The 16,007-nt window shown below is 74.0% G+C and carries 13 protein-coding genes; 8 read left to right on the forward strand and 5 right to left on the reverse strand.

The annotated features are described in order from the left end of the window. Positions 1 to 22 precede the first annotated feature (22 nt). Complete coding sequence (locus tag ACGH52_RS32800; protein WP_121702151.1) at positions 23 to 442, forward strand: helix-turn-helix domain-containing protein; 420 nt, start codon at positions 23 to 25, stop codon at positions 440 to 442. A 27-nt stretch (positions 443 to 469) separates the two neighbouring features. On the opposite strand, the gene ACGH52_RS32805 is transcribed toward ACGH52_RS32800, so the two are convergent. Continuing rightward, positions 470 to 1,390, reverse strand: coding sequence for a hypothetical protein (locus ACGH52_RS32805; RefSeq protein WP_121702150.1), 921 nt, complete (start codon positions 1,388 to 1,390; stop codon positions 470 to 472). Then, a complete protein-coding gene (locus ACGH52_RS32810; protein WP_399944631.1) occupies positions 1,387 to 1,818 on the reverse strand; it encodes a hypothetical protein in 432 nt (143 codons plus the stop codon). The genes ACGH52_RS32805 and ACGH52_RS32810 overlap by 4 nt, the downstream gene beginning before the upstream one ends. Before the next feature lie 226 nt (positions 1,819 to 2,044). On the opposite strand from ACGH52_RS32810, the gene ACGH52_RS32815 reads away from it, so the two are divergent. Together ACGH52_RS32815 and ACGH52_RS32820 are read left to right on the forward strand one after the other, a co-directional pair. Further along, positions 2,045 to 5,527, forward strand: coding sequence for a CHAT domain-containing protein (locus ACGH52_RS32815; RefSeq protein ID WP_399944634.1), 3,483 nt, complete (start codon positions 2,045 to 2,047; stop codon positions 5,525 to 5,527). A 49-nt stretch (positions 5,528 to 5,576) separates the two neighbouring features. Further along, positions 5,577 to 6,764 carry a tetratricopeptide repeat protein gene (locus tag ACGH52_RS32820; RefSeq protein ID WP_399944637.1) on the forward strand — a complete coding sequence of 396 codons (1,188 nt, stop codon included), beginning with the start codon at positions 5,577 to 5,579 and terminating at the stop codon, positions 6,762 to 6,764. 49 nt (positions 6,765 to 6,813) lie between these two features. Here the strand turns inward: ACGH52_RS32820 and ACGH52_RS32825 are convergent, their stop codons facing one another. Then, on the reverse strand, positions 6,814 to 7,956 hold the full coding sequence (locus tag ACGH52_RS32825; RefSeq protein ID WP_210977037.1) for a hypothetical protein: 1,143 nt from the start codon (positions 7,954 to 7,956) through the stop codon (positions 6,814 to 6,816). Positions 7,957 to 8,182: 226 nt separating this feature from the next. Here ACGH52_RS32825 and ACGH52_RS32830 point away from each other — a divergent pair, with 226 nt between their 5' ends. From ACGH52_RS32830 to ACGH52_RS32845, 4 genes are all read left to right on the forward strand, one after another. Next, positions 8,183 to 8,719: a GNAT family N-acetyltransferase gene (locus tag ACGH52_RS32830; RefSeq protein ID WP_399944641.1), complete on the forward strand. Its 537-nt coding sequence runs from the start codon at positions 8,183 to 8,185 to the stop codon at positions 8,717 to 8,719. Between the two features lie 84 nt (positions 8,720 to 8,803). After that, complete coding sequence (locus ACGH52_RS32835) at positions 8,804 to 10,312, forward strand: ABC transporter substrate-binding protein (protein ID WP_399944644.1); 1,509 nt, start codon at positions 8,804 to 8,806, stop codon at positions 10,310 to 10,312. Positions 10,313 to 10,327: 15 nt separating this feature from the next. Beyond that, a complete protein-coding gene (locus ACGH52_RS32840) occupies positions 10,328 to 12,139 on the forward strand; it encodes an ABC transporter permease subunit (RefSeq protein WP_399944647.1) in 1,812 nt (603 codons plus the stop codon). Beyond that, positions 12,136 to 13,389 (forward strand): MDR family MFS transporter, encoded by a 1,254-nt coding sequence (locus tag ACGH52_RS32845; RefSeq protein ID WP_399944650.1) that lies wholly within the window; start codon positions 12,136 to 12,138, stop codon positions 13,387 to 13,389. Before ACGH52_RS32840 ends, ACGH52_RS32845 begins: the two co-directional genes overlap by 4 nt. Before the next feature lie 51 nt (positions 13,390 to 13,440). On the opposite strand, the gene ACGH52_RS32850 is transcribed toward ACGH52_RS32845, so the two are convergent. Both ACGH52_RS32850 and ACGH52_RS32855 read right to left on the reverse strand, forming a co-directional pair. Further along, positions 13,441 to 13,959 (reverse strand): hypothetical protein, encoded by a 519-nt coding sequence (locus tag ACGH52_RS32850; protein WP_121701029.1) that lies wholly within the window; start codon positions 13,957 to 13,959, stop codon positions 13,441 to 13,443. A gap of 118 nt (positions 13,960 to 14,077) precedes the next feature. After that, on the reverse strand, positions 14,078 to 14,863 hold the full coding sequence (locus ACGH52_RS32855; RefSeq protein ID WP_076977304.1) for a CDP-alcohol phosphatidyltransferase family protein: 786 nt from the start codon (positions 14,861 to 14,863) through the stop codon (positions 14,078 to 14,080). 109 nt (positions 14,864 to 14,972) lie between these two features. Between ACGH52_RS32855 and ACGH52_RS32860 the strand changes: the two genes are divergently transcribed. Continuing rightward, positions 14,973 to 15,977 carry a zinc-binding alcohol dehydrogenase gene (locus tag ACGH52_RS32860; RefSeq protein ID WP_193777451.1) on the forward strand — a complete coding sequence of 335 codons (1,005 nt, stop codon included), beginning with the start codon at positions 14,973 to 14,975 and terminating at the stop codon, positions 15,975 to 15,977. Positions 15,978 to 16,007 lie beyond the last annotated feature (30 nt).

Below are 16,007 nucleotides of genomic sequence, written 5' to 3' on the forward strand. Positions count from 1 at the left end.
TGCCACAGGTGGTGAGCTACAGGTGACCCCCTCCTCGACGTCGAAGGCGTCGCGATCCCCGAACGGCGCCCGGGGAGACCTGTTCGACCCGCAGTGCCCCACTAGGCGCCTGCTCGACCGGATCGGCACCAAGTGGACGTCCATGGCCGTCAAGGTGCTGGCGGAGGCATCCCCCGAGGAGGTGCGGTTCGCGGAGCTGCAGCGCAGGATGCCCGGCATCTCGCAGAAGATGCTGTCGGCCACGCTCCAGGGCCTGGCCCGCGACGGCCTGGTCGGCCGCCGGGTGGAGGCGACCGTCCCGCCACGCGTGTACTACCGGCTCACCCCGCTCGGCCTGACCCTGGAGGAACCGTTGGCCGCACTCCGCGAGTGGGCCGAGACACACATGGCCGAGGTGGATCGCGCCCATCGGCGAAGCGCGGAGGACGCCTCTTCCGGCTGAGCCTCGTAGGGGGCTACGAATACCGGCCTAGGCCGGTCGGGTCTCCTTGCGCAGCAGCCGCGTGAGGTGTTCGCCGAGCACCCGGTCGTCGACCCCCTCGTGCTCGATGCCCAGCGCGGTCGCCAGGTCGCGTACGTGGAGGTCGGCCAGGGCCTCGGTGAGTTCGGCGAAGGCATCCGCTGCCGCACGGCCGCGCCGCACGCCCGCGGCGACGGCGACGACCCCGGCCACTGCCGCGGGCCACCACCACAGCGCCAGCACCAGATACCCCGCCCCCCAGGCGCACAGACGCGCCGACGCCGTCAACCTGACCCGGGCGGCCTGCAGTTCGGCACGGGTGCCGTCGGAGGCCAGGAGCCACAGATGAGGCCAGGCAGCCGCCAGATCCAACCGGTGGGCGCGCCACAGCCGTTGCGCGGGTGCGGCCAAGCGGTCCCCCGTCCCGAACGGATGGCGGGGCGCTGTCGCGCCGATGCGGTCGCGGTCGGCGTAACGGCGTTCGGCGATGTCGGCGAGCCGGTCGGCGTCGTCCGCACCTTCGATCCGGGCCCGGCCCGCCGCCACCAGCGCCGTGCGGAAGGTCGCGTCGGCCGCCCGCCAGCGGCGCGACCGGCGGTCGGCGAGGTACCGCAGCACGGGCCCGTACGGCTCCGCACACCAGAGCAGCTCCACGCCCGTGCCCAGGGACTGGGCGGCCGCCCCGGCCACCGCGGCACCGGCCAGCACGCCCGCCGCCACCAGAACGACTGTCCCGGCGCTGCGGGAGGCGGGGGACTCTGCCGTCGTGTCGAGCCAGGACCGCAGCCGCTCGAGGTCGGACCAGTGCTCGTGACCGAGGACCATGGCCGTGGTGAGGACGGAGAGGAAGAGCAGCCCCGGCAGAGCCAGCGCGGCCAGCCACCGTTCGGCGATCCGGCCGCCCAGCGCGCTGAGGAAGCCGCTGGTCACCGGAGGGGCACCGTGCGCAGCGGCTGGTCGAAGATCCGGCAGCCGGGGTGCGGGCCCTCGTCGTCCGGCGCCTCCACCCGCCCGCAGTGACCACGCGGGCAAGCGAGCACGTGCAGCGGCGGCTGGCCCCGCCCGGCGATCGGAAGTCGCTGGAAGCCGGGCGTGAACGGCGGCGGTGTGGTGCGGTAGGAGCCCAGGCCGGCGCTGTGCCCGGCCGCGAGCAACTCCTCCTCCAACTCGTCGAAGGTGTCATCGAGTTCTTCGGGGGCCCGGCCGGCACGCAGTTCGGAGGTGAGGGAATCGACGAGCCGCAGCCCTCGCTCACCGAGCACCAGCGATCCCGAGGTGTCCGTCAGCCGTCGGCAGAGCTCCTCCAACCGGGCGTGTCCGCCTCGCCGTCCGCTTCCGCCGTCAGCCTCGATCTCCACCGTTCCCCCTCGGACGCCGATGTCGGTCGGCCGCGATTGTACGACGGCTGTCGCCTGCCACCCGTTGTCCGGCTCCCGTCAGTTGTACGGCAGGTTCCTCAGCCGGCCGGCTGCCCGAGGCGGTTCGCCGTACGCCGTCGCATCCACGGCCACGTTCGCTATCGTGAGCATGGGCCGCGCAGCGCCGAGAGACCTCGGCCGGGCGGTGTGACACCGGGGGGTGGGCGTGTTCGACGCGGGCCGCGCTCGAGCGGCGGACGGACAGGACGAGGAATCGCGCGCCGACCGGCTGCTGTCCCACCACCTCAGGACGGGCGACCGGCAGGCCCTCGACCAGGCGATCGCGCTCTACCAGCAGTTGCTCACCGCGGCGGCGCCCGACCCGGGACGGAGTCCCGCCCGGGTCGCCGCCAACCTGATGGTCGCCCTCCAGACTCGTTACCAACGGCTGGGGCACCCGGACGACCTGGAGGCACTGGTCGACCTGGGCCGTGAACGGGCGGCGTGCGAACCGGTTCGCCCGCAGGACGTACGGCTCCTGGGACTCGCGTACCAGCAGAGGTTCGCGCTGTTCGGGCGGCCCGACGACCTCGACCGAGCCGCCGACACGTTCGAGCGGGCCGCCCGCCTCCCTCAAGAGGCCGAGACCGTGGCGCAGTCGCTCGGCGCCCTCGCGGAGGTGCTGCACACACGGCACAAGATCACCCTCGAGCGCGCCACGGCCCGGGAGGAACCCCCCGCCCCGCAAACCCGGCCCGCGCACTCGGCCGCCCCCGCACCCTCGGATCTCCTGCGCGCGACGGACGCCCAACGGCGCGCGCTGCACGCGCTGCCGGCCGAGTCGGAGGACCGGCCCGGCTACCTGAGCAATCTCGCCTCGATGCGCCACGACGCGTATGTGTCCGAGGGAGACGTCAGCGCCCTGAGCGAGGCCCTCGACCTGTGGCGCACCGCACTGGAAGCCGTCCCCCCGGGTGGGCCGGCCCGCCTGCTCGTCCTGCGCAACCTCACCCAGGCCCTGCGCGAGCGGCACGAGCACGTCCCTGAGGAGGCCCATCGCGAGGAGATGCTGCGGATCCACCGCATGGCCCTGGCCGAATGCCCGCCAGGACGCCCGGAGCGCGCCGAACTGCTCGCCGGTCTCGGCGTCGCCCTGCGCATGGCCGCCGAGGACACCGACGAGCAGGCGCTGCTGGAGGAGTCCGCGGCGCTGTTGCGCGAGGCCCTGCCCCTCTTCCGCCCCGGCACCCCGCAACGCGCCAGAAGGCTGAACAGCCTCGGGAACACCCTGCACAGGCTGGCCCAGAGGACCGGTGACCCGGCCCTGCTGGACGAGGCCGTCACCACCCTGCGCACCGCCCTCGCCGAGGAGGAGCCCGGCACGGACGCGTACGCCGGGACCCTGGCCAACCTCGCCGTCACCCTGCGCGAGCGCTCTGTCCAGACCGACGATCTGGCCTCACTGCGGGAAGCCGCCCGACTGGCCAGGGAAGCGCTCCACGCATCACGGAACCCCCGGGTTCTCCAGGCCGTACTGCTCGGCAATCTGGGGGTGGTCCTGCAGAGCTGGCACGGCGTGACCGGCGACACCACGGCCGCCGACGAGGCGATCGACGTCGCCCGTCAGGCACTGGCCCTGGTGCCCGCGGCCGGTGGGCCGCGCGCCGACCGGCTGAACCACCTCGCCAACGCCCTGCGGGCCCGGTTCACGTCCACCACTGACGTGGCAGACCTCGACGAGGCCGTCGACCTGCTGGAGGAAGCCGCCCGAGGGGTGCCCTACGGCGACCCGGCGCTCGCGGTGATTCTCTCCAACCTCGGCTCCGCCCGGCTCACCAGACACCACGCCACCGGCGAGCCCGGCGAGCTGGAACAGGCCGTCAGCGAACTGGGCCGCGCCGTGTGGGCCGTCGCCGAGGGCACCGCGACCCACGGCACCTATCTGAAGTCGTACGGCGACGCGCTGCGCGCCCTGCATCACCGGGACGGTGACCCGGGAGTACTCCGTGCCGCCGAGGACGCCTACCGCCAGGCTGCCCGGACCAGATCCCTGCCCGCCTACGAACGGGTCCTCGCGGCCTGGGAATGGGGCGCCGCCGCCGCGGACGACCGCCGATGGGACGACGCCCTGCCGGGCTACGAACTCGCCCTCGGACTCCTGCCGTTCGCCGCGTCCGGCCGACTGCTCCGCGGCGACCAGGAACGCGGCCTGTCCCGGGTGCGGGGGCTGGCCGCCGAAGCCGCCGCCTGCGCGGTCAACGCCGGCCGGCCGGAGCACGCGGTGCTGCTGCTGGAGCAGGGCCGGGGCGTCCTGCTGAGCCGGGCCATGGCCACCCGCGACGGGCTCGGACGGCTGCGCGGTGCCCACCCGGGCCTCGCCGACCGCTTCTCCCGCCTGCGGAGAAGGCTCGACGCGCTCGAGGCCGCGGACACCGCGGACGCCGCCCAGGGCGGGCGGCCGTCCGACACCGACCGGCGGCACGCCCTCGCAGCCGAGCTGGAGCACCTGGTGGCCGAGATCCGCACCCGGCCCGGCTTCTCCGACTTCCTCGGCCCGCCGAACATGGAGGTGGTGCTGGACTGCGCCGACCAGGGCCCGGTGGTGCTCGCCTACTGCAGCGAGTTCCGCAGCGACGCCCTCGTGCTGCGGAACGGCGAAGTCCTCCTCGTCCCACTGCCGTACGCCACCCCGCAGGCCGTCGGCGAACAGGCGGACCGCCTCGAACGGGCGCTCGCCGACGCGGCCGACCCCGCCCGCGACCGGGCGGCCCAGCAGACCGTCGGCGAGGTACTGGCCTGGACGTGGGACCACGTCACCGGACCCGTGCTCCACCGACTCGGGGTGCACGGACCCACGCCCGACGGTGAGTGGCAGCGGTTGTGGTGGTCTCCGGGAGGCGCACTGGCCTCGCTGCCCCTGCACGCCGCGGGTCACCACGACGCCACCCCCGGCGCCGTACCGGACGGCGGGACCGCACCCGCCCCGGCGGTGGGCGCGCCGGAACCACGGACGGTACTGGACCGGGTGGTGTCCTCCTACACGCCGACCGTCGCCGCTCTCGCATACGCCCGGGCCCGGGCCGCCGCCCCCCGACCGCACGGTCCGGTGCTCGCCGTGGCGCTTCCCGACACGCCCGGTGCCCGGCCGCTCGGCGGCGCTCGGCGCGAGGTGGAGGTCCTGCGCGGACTCCTGCCCACCGAGGTACTGTCCGATGAGCGTGCCACCTTCGAACAGGTGATGGACGCCCTGCCTCGTCACCCGTGCGTGCACTTCGCCTGCCACGGCGTCAGCGAGCCCGCCGCCCCCTCGAACGGCCGGCTCCTGGTGCACGACCACGCCACCCGCCCGCTGACGGTCCGGGCGATCTCCCACCTGGAGCTGCCGGCGGCACGGCTCGCGGTGATGTCCGCGTGCGAGACGGCGCGGGGCGGCGGGGAACTGGCCGACGAGTCCATCCACATCACCTCCGCCTTCCAGCTCGCGGGGTACGCCAACGCCGTCGGAACGCTCTGGCCGGTGCACGACGCGGTGGCCGTCCGCGTCACCCGCCTCCTCTACCGGGAGCTGTGCGTCGAAGGAACCGGCGGCGCTCCGGAGCTGGACGACACGAGGACGGCCCACGCCCTGCACCAGGCGGTCCTCGGGTGCCGCGCCACCTTCGCCGCCAGTCCCAGCCTGTGGGCGGCACACGTGCACGCGGGCGCCTGACGGCACCGACGGCCACGAGGAGACCGGAAGCTACGAGGAGGCGGTCACGATGACCCGATGGTGGCGGCGACGAGCCGCGGAAGACGACGAGGGCGTCGGCGCACAGCCGCCGTCGGACCCGAACGCACAGCCGCCCGCGGGCGGTCCCGGCAACGCGCGACGACTGACCGGGGGACACATCACCATCACGGAGGTCACAGAAGGCCGGCCGGAGCACGAGATCGCCCGCGTGAAGATCTCCGCCGAGGAGATCCACACCATGCGGGCCCGGTCCGCCATCGACACCCTGGGCCCCGAGCACCCGGACGCCCTCACCGCCATCCGCGAACTCGCCCAGGTCCTGGTGTCCCTCCCCGGGCGGGGCGAAGAGGCCGTCGAGCTCTTCCAGCACGTGGCCCGCACCCGGTGGACCACGCTCGGCGACCGCCACGAGGAAACCCTGCGCGCCTCCGCCGAGTTGGCCGACGCGCTCCACACCACCGGTCAACTGGGCCTCGCCGAGACGGCGTGGCGGGACACCTTCCGCGCCCAGGCGGAGACACTCGGCCGCGACCACCCCGACGCCCTTCGCAGCGCCACCCGGCTCGCGGCGGTCCTGGAGGACCTCGGCCGGGCCCCCGAAGCGGAGCCACTGGCGAGGGACGTCCTCGAACGCCGCATCCGGCAACTCGGCCGTGATCACCCCGACGTCCTGTCCGCCACCAACGCGCACGCCGCTTCCCTGCTCAAGTGCGGCCGTCACGAGGAGGCAGAGCGCGTCCTGCGCGCCCTCGTGCCCCGACTGGAAGACCGCTACGGGCGCGACCACGAGAAGACGATCGCGGCCCGCAGCAACCTGGGCGCCGTCCTGGTCCGCCTGGACCGCCATGCCGAGGCAGAAGAGCACATCCGCGCCGTCGTACGGTCGACGGAGGCGACGGTGGGGCCGGACCACGAGACCGCCTTCACCGCGCGCAACAATCTCGCCGCCGTCCTGCACGCCCAGGAGCGCTACGAGGAAGCCGTGCCCATCCTGCGCGCGATCCTGAACGGGCGCGTCGCACTCCAGGGAGACGACCATCCGATCACCGTCGCCACCCGGGACAACCTCGCCAACGTCCTGATCGACGCCGGCCACCACGCGGAGGCCACCGAACTGCTCGAGCGCTGCGTACACGACTACCGCCGTCTGTACGGGCCCGGGCACCCCCGTCTGCGGGCCGCCGAGGAGAGACTGGACTGGCTGCGCTCTCCCTGAGCACCGGGGGAACGGGCCGCCCCGGGGCACATGCTGCCGGGTGACGGGCTCAGTCCCGACTGCAGTGCTCCCGAAGCTCTGCGAGGATCGCCTTCTCGCGGGAGTCCACGTCACCGTCCACAGTGGCCACCCGCTCCGCCGCGTCGAGGACGTCGTCGAGATCACCCGGCTCGGCGTCCACACGCTTCCACACCATGGCCGGGTCGATGTCGACGACCTGCGCGAGCCGCTCGTCGACCACCTCGTGCCGTTCCCGGACCAGCCTCACCAGGTGCCGCATCAGCAGCGCCTCGTCGTCGGCGATTCCGGCTTTCGGGTTCGCCCTGATGACGAGCCACGCGACCCACAGCATCAGCTGCGGGTGCCGACTGCGCTCGCTGATCCCTTCGGCGAGTTCGATCACCCGCGCCTCGTTGCGGAAGACGGCCCGCGCGTGCCGGCCGGCGACGAGCGTGGTGTAGCGGTTCAGCAGGACGGAGAGGGGGACGCCGATCAGGGGGATGCCGATCTTGATGATGTTGCGTTGCAGGAGGTGCTTTCCGACGACGGGCAGCGCCCTCCCGGCGGCGAGTGTCGATCCTGAGTAGAAGCGCTTGACCAACGGTCGCACCACGAGCGGGACCGCTTTGGACACGGTCTTGTTGGCCGCTTCTCCGCTCTTGATGGTGAGGGCGACGCGGATGAGCTTCCACAGGTCGTCGGGGTCGTGCACGTCGAGCGGGACCCGGTAGAGCACGGAGATGTCGTAGGCCAGGCGGAGCTGGAGCTGGGTGATGAACGCGACGTCGACCGTCACGGTCGCCACGGCCGCGGGGACCGTCGCCGGGGAGGCACCCCCGAGGCTTCCGATGGTGGCGGCGACGGCCGCCGTGTAGGCGCCGGCGGAGAGCCCGCCTTCTAGCGCGGCGTATCGGGCCGCCATCTTGATCCGCTGGTCCACGACGGCGTCCGCGGGCACACCCGCGTACCGGTTCTGGAAGTACTGCCAGTCGACCTTCTCGGTGTACGTGTTCATGGCGTGAGCAGCCAGCTTGGTGAACCAGTTGCCCGACTTGATGTCGTCCCCGCTCAGCCCTTTGACGAAATCCCTGATCGCGGCCTGCTCCTGCTCGACGACCTTCCGGTCGGCGGCCTCGTCGGACCCGTCCGAGTCGGTGTCGGAGTGGACGGTGTGCTTCGGCGCGTCCGTCATGGCGCATCCCCCAGGCTGTTCCGCGACCGGCTGGGCCGCGGGCGTGTGACTGCCCCTGCCACCGTGTCCGCGTGTTGATTCGGCGAGCGGTACAACGACCGTTCTGCCCTCCCCTTGACGCGCAACTTTAGCCTGGCGCGGGGGACCGGCGCCGTGGCTTTCGCACGGCGAAGCTGCCCATCCCCCGGTTGACCAGCATGGAGACGCTAATGCGTACGATGTGCAAGTGCGCATCAACGACTACACCATCCGCCCGGCAGCACTCACCGACCTGGACGCCGCCCGAGCCGTCATGCTCGACACCGTCTACCGGGACTTCGGTACCGGGTACGTCCCGCGGTGGCACGCCGATGTCATCGACCTGGCCGGGGCGTACGTCACCCCCGCCCGGCACACCCTCCTCGTCGCCGTCGACGCGGACGGCGAGGTCGTCGCCACCGGTGCGCTCGACTCCCGCGGCCCCGCGCACCCGCCGAACCCCGCGCACGTCGCCGAGCGGTACCCCTCCGGTGTGACCGCGCAGCTGCGGCGGGTGTACGTCCGGCCCGAGCACCGGCGGCGTGGGCTCGCGCGTCGACTTGTCGACGAGTTGCTGGCGTTCGCCGTCGCCGACGGGGGATACCGGGCCGTCTACCTGCACACCGATCCCGCCGTCACCGGGGCCGAGCCCTTCTGGCGGTCGTTGGCCAAGGTCGTGCACGACGAGCGGGAGGACGCGGGCGGCGGGCAGGGGATCGTGCACTTCGACGTTCCGCTGGGATGAGGTAGGCGTGAAAATCGTTTCCATGTAGGCTCCCGTTCGCCCCGTGTCCGTCCGCCCGCCCCGCACCTGATCGATCCGAGGACCATGCGCTCCCACCGCCGCCCCCGGCTGCTCGCCCCGCTCCTGCTGATCCCGCTCATATCGAGCTGCTTCGCCTCCGGCGGCGGTGACGACTCCGGGTCCGGCGGCGGCAAGGACGGTGATGGCGCCCGTCTCCGCGTCGCCCTCGCCTTCCCGCCCGCCGAGAACCTGTCCCCGTACGGCGCCGACGCCACCCTGCTCAGCCGCCTCGGCGTCACCGAGGGCCTCACCGCCCTGGACGCCAACGGCTCCGCCGCGCCCGCGCTCGCCGAGTCCTGGCGCCGGGACGGGGAGAAGACCTGGGAGTTCACCCTCCGCGACGCCACCTTCCAGGACGGCGGCGACGTGACCCCCGCCTCCGTCGCCGACTCCCTCGAGCGCGCCACCGACGCCGAGCCGGCCCCCGCCGCTCTCGCCGGTGTCACCCTCAGTGCCGCGGCGAGCGGCGACCGGGTCGTCCGGATCACCACCGCCGAGCCCGACCCCGTACTGCCGCTGCGGCTCTCCAGCCCCAGCCTCGCGATCCTCTCCAAGGGCGCGTACGCGAAGGGCGACCGCGTCGACCCCGTCGGCCACGCCACCGGGCCCTTCGAACTGACCAAGGTCAACGGCGCCACCTCCGCCTCCCTCGACCGGTTCGACGACTACTGGGGCGGTCGCGCGCAGGCCTCCGGCATCGACGCGCGCTTCATCGCCGACGGCACCGCCCGCGCCAACGCCCTGCGGACCGGGGAACTGGACATCGCCGAGGCCGTCCCCGTCGCCCAGGCGGCGTCGCTCGACGAGAAGACCCGGCGCGACACCGCCACCACCCGGACCACCAGCCTGCTCCTCAACGCCTCCTCCGGGCCCTTCGAGGACGCCGGACTGCGGGCCGCCGCCCGGGGTGCCCTCGACACGTCCGTGTTCGCCAAGGACGTGTACGAGGGGTACGCCGACCCGGCCGCCGGGATCTACGGACCTGCCGTCACCTGGGCGGAGGGGAAGCGGAGCAAGCCGGTCGGGCGGGCGGCGGCCAAGAAGGCCGGTGGCGCCACCGTCAACCTCGCCACCTACGACAACCGGCCCGAACTGCCCGAGGTCGCCCAGGTGGTCAAGCAGCAGCTGGAGAAGGCCGGGTTCAAGGTCAAGCTCACGGTGCGGGAGTACTCGCGGCTCGAAGGCGACGCCCTCGACGGGAAGTTCGACGCCTTCGTGCTCGCCCGGAACACGCTCCTCGACACCGGTGACCCCGTCGCCGTCCTCGCCAGCGACTACACCTGCGACGGCGGCTTCAACATCGCCCAGCTGTGCGACAAGGGCGTCGACCGCGCCGTCGCCGACGCCGAGAAGATCGCCGACACCGCGAAGCGACAGGACGCAGCCATGGCGGCCGAGGCCCGCGTCCTCGGCAGCGACGCCGTCGTGCCGCTCGTGCACCAGCGCATCATCACCGGCGTCGCCGACTCCGTGCAGGGCGTGATCCTCGACCCGTACGAGCGCACCCTCGTCGGCACCGGCACCCGGCGCTGAACCGTGCGGCAGCGGGTGGCCATCCTGGTGTGGCGGGTCTTGCTCGCGGGCGGGCTCGTGTGCGGGGTCGGGCTGCTGCCCTGGCTCACCCGCACGGACCCCGCGCACACCGTGCTCAAGGCGCGGTCCGCCGAGCGCGAGCCCACGCCCGAGGTGCTCGCCGACATCCGACGGCAGCTCGGGATCGACGGCGGGCCCCTGCACGTCCTCACCGGCTGGCTGGGCGGACTCCTGCGCGGGGACGCCGGCCAGTCGTGGATCTCCGGGGCCGACGTCCTGCCCGGCGTGCTCCGGGCGCTCGGTGCCTCGCTGCTGCTCATGGCCGTCGCGCTGCTCGTCGCCGTCCTCGTCGCCGGGACGATCTGCGCGCGCACCCTGCGCCTGGGCGCCCGGCGGCGGCTCGGCGGGCGGCGCGGCGGCGGCAGCGGGTCCGCCGTGCTCGCCGCACTGCCCGAGTTCCTCGTCGCCTCCGTGCTCGCCACCGTCGTCGGGGTACAGCTGGGCTGGCTGCCCGCGCTGGGGTGGTACGGGCCCCAGTGGACCGTGCTGCCCGCGCTCGCGCTCGGGCTGCCCGCGGGGGCCGTGCTCGGGCGGCTGCTCGACGACCTGCTGCCCGGCGCCTTCGGCGAGCCCTGGGCGCTGGCCGCCGCCGCCCGTGGCCTCACCGGGCGGTCCATCGCCCGCCAGGCCGTACGGCGCTGCGTGCCCGCGCTGCTGCCCAACCTCGGACTGTTCGTCGTCGGGCTGACGGGCGGGGCCGTCGCCGTCGAGCAGGTCTTCGACATCCCCGGGCTCGGGCGCACCACCCTCCAGGCCGCCCTCGCACAGGACCTCCCCGTCCTCCAGGCCGGCACCCTCGCCCTCGTCCTGCTCGCCGCGCTCGCGACCGGCACCACCCGCGTCGCCGCCCGGCTGCTCACCGGGCCCGCGCTGCGCGACGGCGCCCTGTCCTCGCTGCACCGGCCCGCTCCACCCGCCGGCGGACTGCTGCCGCTCCTCTACGGCGCCCTCCTGCTCGCCGTCGTCGGGACCGGGCTGGCCCGTGATCCGCTCGCCCTCGACACGGGTCGGCGGCTGCGAGCACCCTCCCTCGACCACCCCTTCGGCACCGACGCCCTCGGGCGCGACCTGCTCGCCCGCGTCGGCCACGGGGCGCTGGACACGCTGCTCCTCGCCGCCGCCATCAGCGCCGCCGCCCTGCTCGCGGGCGTACTGCTCGGTCTCGTGCCCCGGGTCTCCGCGCCGCTCGTCGACACGGTCAACGCCGTACCGCCGGTGCTCGTCGCGCTGCTCGTCACCGCCGTCGCCGGGAGCGGAGCGGCCACCCCCGCGCTCGCCGTGGGCGCCGTCGCCTGGGCGCCGCTCGCCGCGCACACCGCCTCCCTGCTGCGCCAGGAGCGCGCCACGCTGCACATCACCGCCACCCAGGGGCTGGGCGCGGGGCGGGTCCACCTGCTGCGGTACGAGCTGCTGCCCGCCGTGGTGCCGCCGGTCCTCAGGCACGCCCTGCTGCGGCTGCCCGGTGTCGCTCTCGCGCTCGCCTCGCTCGGTTTTCTCGGCCTCGGCGCCCAGCCGCCGTCCCCCGAGTGGGGCCTGCTCCTCGCCGAGAACCAGCCCTACGCCGAGCGCGCACCCTGGGCCGTACTCGCCCCGGCCGCCGTACTCGCCCTGCTCGGCGCGCTGGCCGTCAGCGCCGCGGGCGGACTGCGGCGGCCGTCCCGGCGGCGTGCCGCACCCACCGTCGACGGGGTCGGCAAGGACACCGGGGCCGAACGGCGGTCCATGGCGGCGGCGGAAGTCGGAACCGGCCGGAGCACGGTGACATGACCTTCGCGTCCACCGGGCGATCCGCGCGGGCATCCGGCCGCCGTACCGCCCCGCTCGCCACACTCTCCCCGCTGCTCCGGCTGCTCATCCTCACCCAACTCGCCTTCAACATCGGCTTCTTCGCCGTGCTGCCCTTCCTCTCCGAGCACCTGGGGCAGTCCGTCGGCATGGCGGGATGGCTGGTCGGGTTCGTGCTCGGGCTGCGGACCTTCAGCCAGCAGGGGCTGTTCGTGGTCGGCGGCGCGCTCACCGACCGGTACGGCATCCGGCCCGTCGTGCTCGCCGGATGCGTACTGCGGATCGCCGGGTTCGCCTGGCTCGGCTTCGCCGAGCGGACCTGGGCCGTCGTCGGCGCCGTACTGCTGATCGGGTTCGCCGCCGCGCTCTTCTCGCCGGCCGTCGAGTCCGAGATCGCCCGGCAGGCCGTCGTGTGGGAGAAGGAAGGGGGCGGGGACCGGACGCGGGTGCTCGCGCTGTTCACCGTCGCCGGGCAGGCCGGTGCCTTCGGCGGGCCGCTGCTCGGGGCGCTGCTGCTCGCCGTCGACTTCCGTACGGCCTGCCTCGCCGGGGCCGGGGTCTTCGTGCTGGTCCTCGTCGGGCACGCGTGGCTGCTGCCGCAGCGCGTACCCGGACGGACCCAGGTGCGGATGCGGGGTGGGGCGCGGCTCGTGCTGCGCAACCGGCGCTTCCTCGCCCTGTGCTGCGCCTACGGCGCCTACCTCCTCGCCTACAACCAGCTCTACCTGGCCCTGCCCGCGGAGGTGGAGCGGGCCGCCGGTTCGCAGGCGCCGCTGGCCTGGCTGTTCGCGCTGTCGTCGCTGCTGGTGGTGACCGCGCAGTTGCCGGTGACCCGGTGGGCGGGGGAGCGTCTGGCGCCGCGCCGGTCGATGGTGGCGGGGCTGGTGCTCATCGCCGTCGGGTTCGCCGTGGTCGGCCTCGCGCGGCCCGCGGGGTGGACGGGTGCGGGCGGTCTGGTGCCCACCGCCGGGTTCGTCGTCCTGCTCACCCTCGGGCAGATGCTCGTCGCACCCGTCGCCCGCGCCTGGGTGCCGGACCTCGCCGAGGACGGGCGGCTCGGTCTCTACACCGGGGCACTGTCCTCGGTCTCCGGGATCATCGTGCTGACCGGCAGCTCCGCGACCGGCCTGCTGATGGACACCGGCCTGCCGGCCGCGGTCCCGTGGCTGGTGCTGGCCGCCGTACCACTGGTGGCGGTGGGGATGCTGCCCGGGCGGCCGACCGCGGGCTGACGGCTCGTGCCGGGCGCCGACCACGAGACCGCCGCGCTCAGGAATCCGGCGTCATTCGCTGTCACCTCGCACGATCGCGGCGTACCGGTGCCCCAATTTCAGGCGCAACTCGGAGAGCCGGTGTGCGGCGACGGCGGCAACGTGTGACGACGGGGGTTGCCGCGCGGTCGTCACAAACCACTCCGCGTCGCTCTCACCGGACTGCCCGTCGTGCGCCTGTGCGCGGATCAGGGCGTCGATCTCTGTGAGGTGCTGCGCGAACGCCTGGGCCCATTCCTGCTCGTCCGGCCGGAGGAAGGGCGAACGCCGGAGCAGGAGGAGGTTGACTTGCGTCAGCCTGTTCGCTTCCGCGGCGACGGGTGGCTCCCGGCGGGTGAGCGAGAGACGCTGGGCCTCCTCAAGGTCGGACAACGCCTCCCAGACCTCCCTCAGCGCCTCGACCCGCTGGGCGCGGAAGTCCGCCCGCGCCTCGCGGACCCGGGCTCGCTGCCACTGCCACAGACCGGCCGCCGTGGCCAACCCGGTCCCTACGAAGGTGAGGACGCCCACGGCGACCGTGTCCGAGACCATGGTGCGAGGCTACGCAGAAGTGCCCGGTCACCGCAGGGCCATCGCCGCATGCGACGGCAGTCGCCCTCACGCCTCCACGCGATCGCCGCACCGCGTGCTTCGACCGAGTCGAGGCACTTCACCGGGCCACGAGTTCAGGCACCATCGCGGCAACGGTGGCGGGTACCCGCGACCGCCGCCACAGCCACCGCACGTCCCGGCCGAACGACCACACCAGCAGGCCCAGTGCCACCGCCGCCACCCCGGCGTTCGCCCCGCGCGGCAGCAGGTCCGCGCCCGCCAGGAGCAGCAGGACGCCCTGCAGCGCGGCCACCGTCTTGCGGGCCGTGCTCGGCGGCAGCGGCGCGGTCAGCCACGGCCACACCCGGGCCGCCGCCACGAACACGTACCGCATGGCGCCGATCAGCAGCACCCACGGGCCCAGGTCCATCGCGACGTACACGCTGAGCACCAGGATCAGGAACGCGTCGACCTCCATGTCGAAGCGCGCGCCCAGCGGGGTGGACGTGCCGGTGCGGCGGGCGACCTTGCCGTCCACGCCGTCCAGGACCAGGGCCACGGCCGTCAGACCGACGAGGAGGGAGACCGGCGGCGCGCTGCGGAAGGAGTCGGCGACCAGGGCGGTGACCCCGCCGACCAGGGTGGCCCGGCCGAGGGTGACCCGGTTGGCCGGGCCGAACGCCCGCAACCGGGAGCGGTGCAGGGCCCGGGAGAGCACCGCCCAGCTCGCGAACGCGAACACGAGGCCGGTCAGCCAGCCCGCCGTGCCCATGCCGATCGCGGTACCGAGCAGCGCCAGCAGCAGGACCTGCGCGCCCGCCCCCACCGCCGTCTCCTGCTGTACGGACCTCGCGGCACCGACGTCATACGCCTCGCACGCGTCGTACGTGTGGTTCAGGGCCACCGAACATCCTCCGGCCGTGTGACAGAGTCGATCAACGCCGCTACCTTGTGCGCGGCTCGTGCATCCCTCGGTACGTCAGTGGCTTCCCGACCGTTCAGGAGGACGTGAGATGACACGCAGGGCACGTGCGTTCTGGCTCGAAGCGCCGGGCCGGGGCGCGATCCGCGAGGTGGAGCTGCCGGTGCCGGGCGCCGACGAGGTGCTGGTGCGCGCGCTCTTCAGCGGGGTCAGCCGCGGTACCGAGACCCTGGTCTTCGACGGCCGGGTGCCGGAGAACCAGTACACGGCCATGCGCGCGCCGTTCCAGGAGGGCGACTTCCCCGGGCCGGTGAAGTACGGCTACCTCAGTGTGGGGGTGGTGGAGGAGGGGCCGGAGCGTCTTGCCGGACGTACGGTGTTCTGTCTCCACCCGCACCAGACGCGGTACGTCGTCCCGGCCGCCGCCGTCACCCCCGTGCCCGCGGAGGTCCCCGCCGGGCGGGCCGTGCTCGCCGGCACCGTCGAGACCGCCGTCAACGCCCTGTGGGACGCGGCGCCCCTGGTCGGCGACCGGGTCACCGTGGTCGGCGGGGGCATGGTCGGCTGCTCGGTGGCCGCCCTGCTGGCCCGGTTCCCGGGTGTCCGCGTCGAGTTGGTCGACGCCGACCCGGCCCGGGCGAAGGTCGCCGCCGCGCTCGGCGTCGGTTTCGCCGCACCGGGCGAGGCCGCCCGCGACCGCGATCTCGTCGTGCACGCCAGCGCGACGGAGGCGGGACTCGCCCGGTCACTGGAGCTGCTGCGGCCCGAGGGCACCGTCGTCGAACTGAGCTGGTACGGCGACCGGCGCGTCGCCCTGCCGCTCGGCGAGGCCTTCCACTCCCGGCGCCTGACCCTGCGCGGCAGCCAGGTCGGCACCGTCTCCCCGGCCCGCGCCGCCACCCGCACCTACGCCGACCGGCTCGCCCTCGCCCTCGAACTGCTCGCCGACCCGGCCCTCGACGCGCTCGTCACCGGCGAGTCCGCGTTCGCCGAACTGCCGGACCTGATGCCGCGGCTGGCCTCCGGCGAGATCCCCGCACTGTGCCACCGGATCCGTTACGACCGGGAGGGGACCGGCACCGGCGCCCGACCTTGAGGAAAGACGTACGGCCCACTGAACAGGGGA

Source organism: Streptomyces sp. BBFR25 (assembly GCF_044590125.1).
GTDB classification, from domain to species: Bacteria; Actinomycetota; Actinomycetes; order Streptomycetales; family Streptomycetaceae; genus Streptomyces; species Streptomyces canus_D.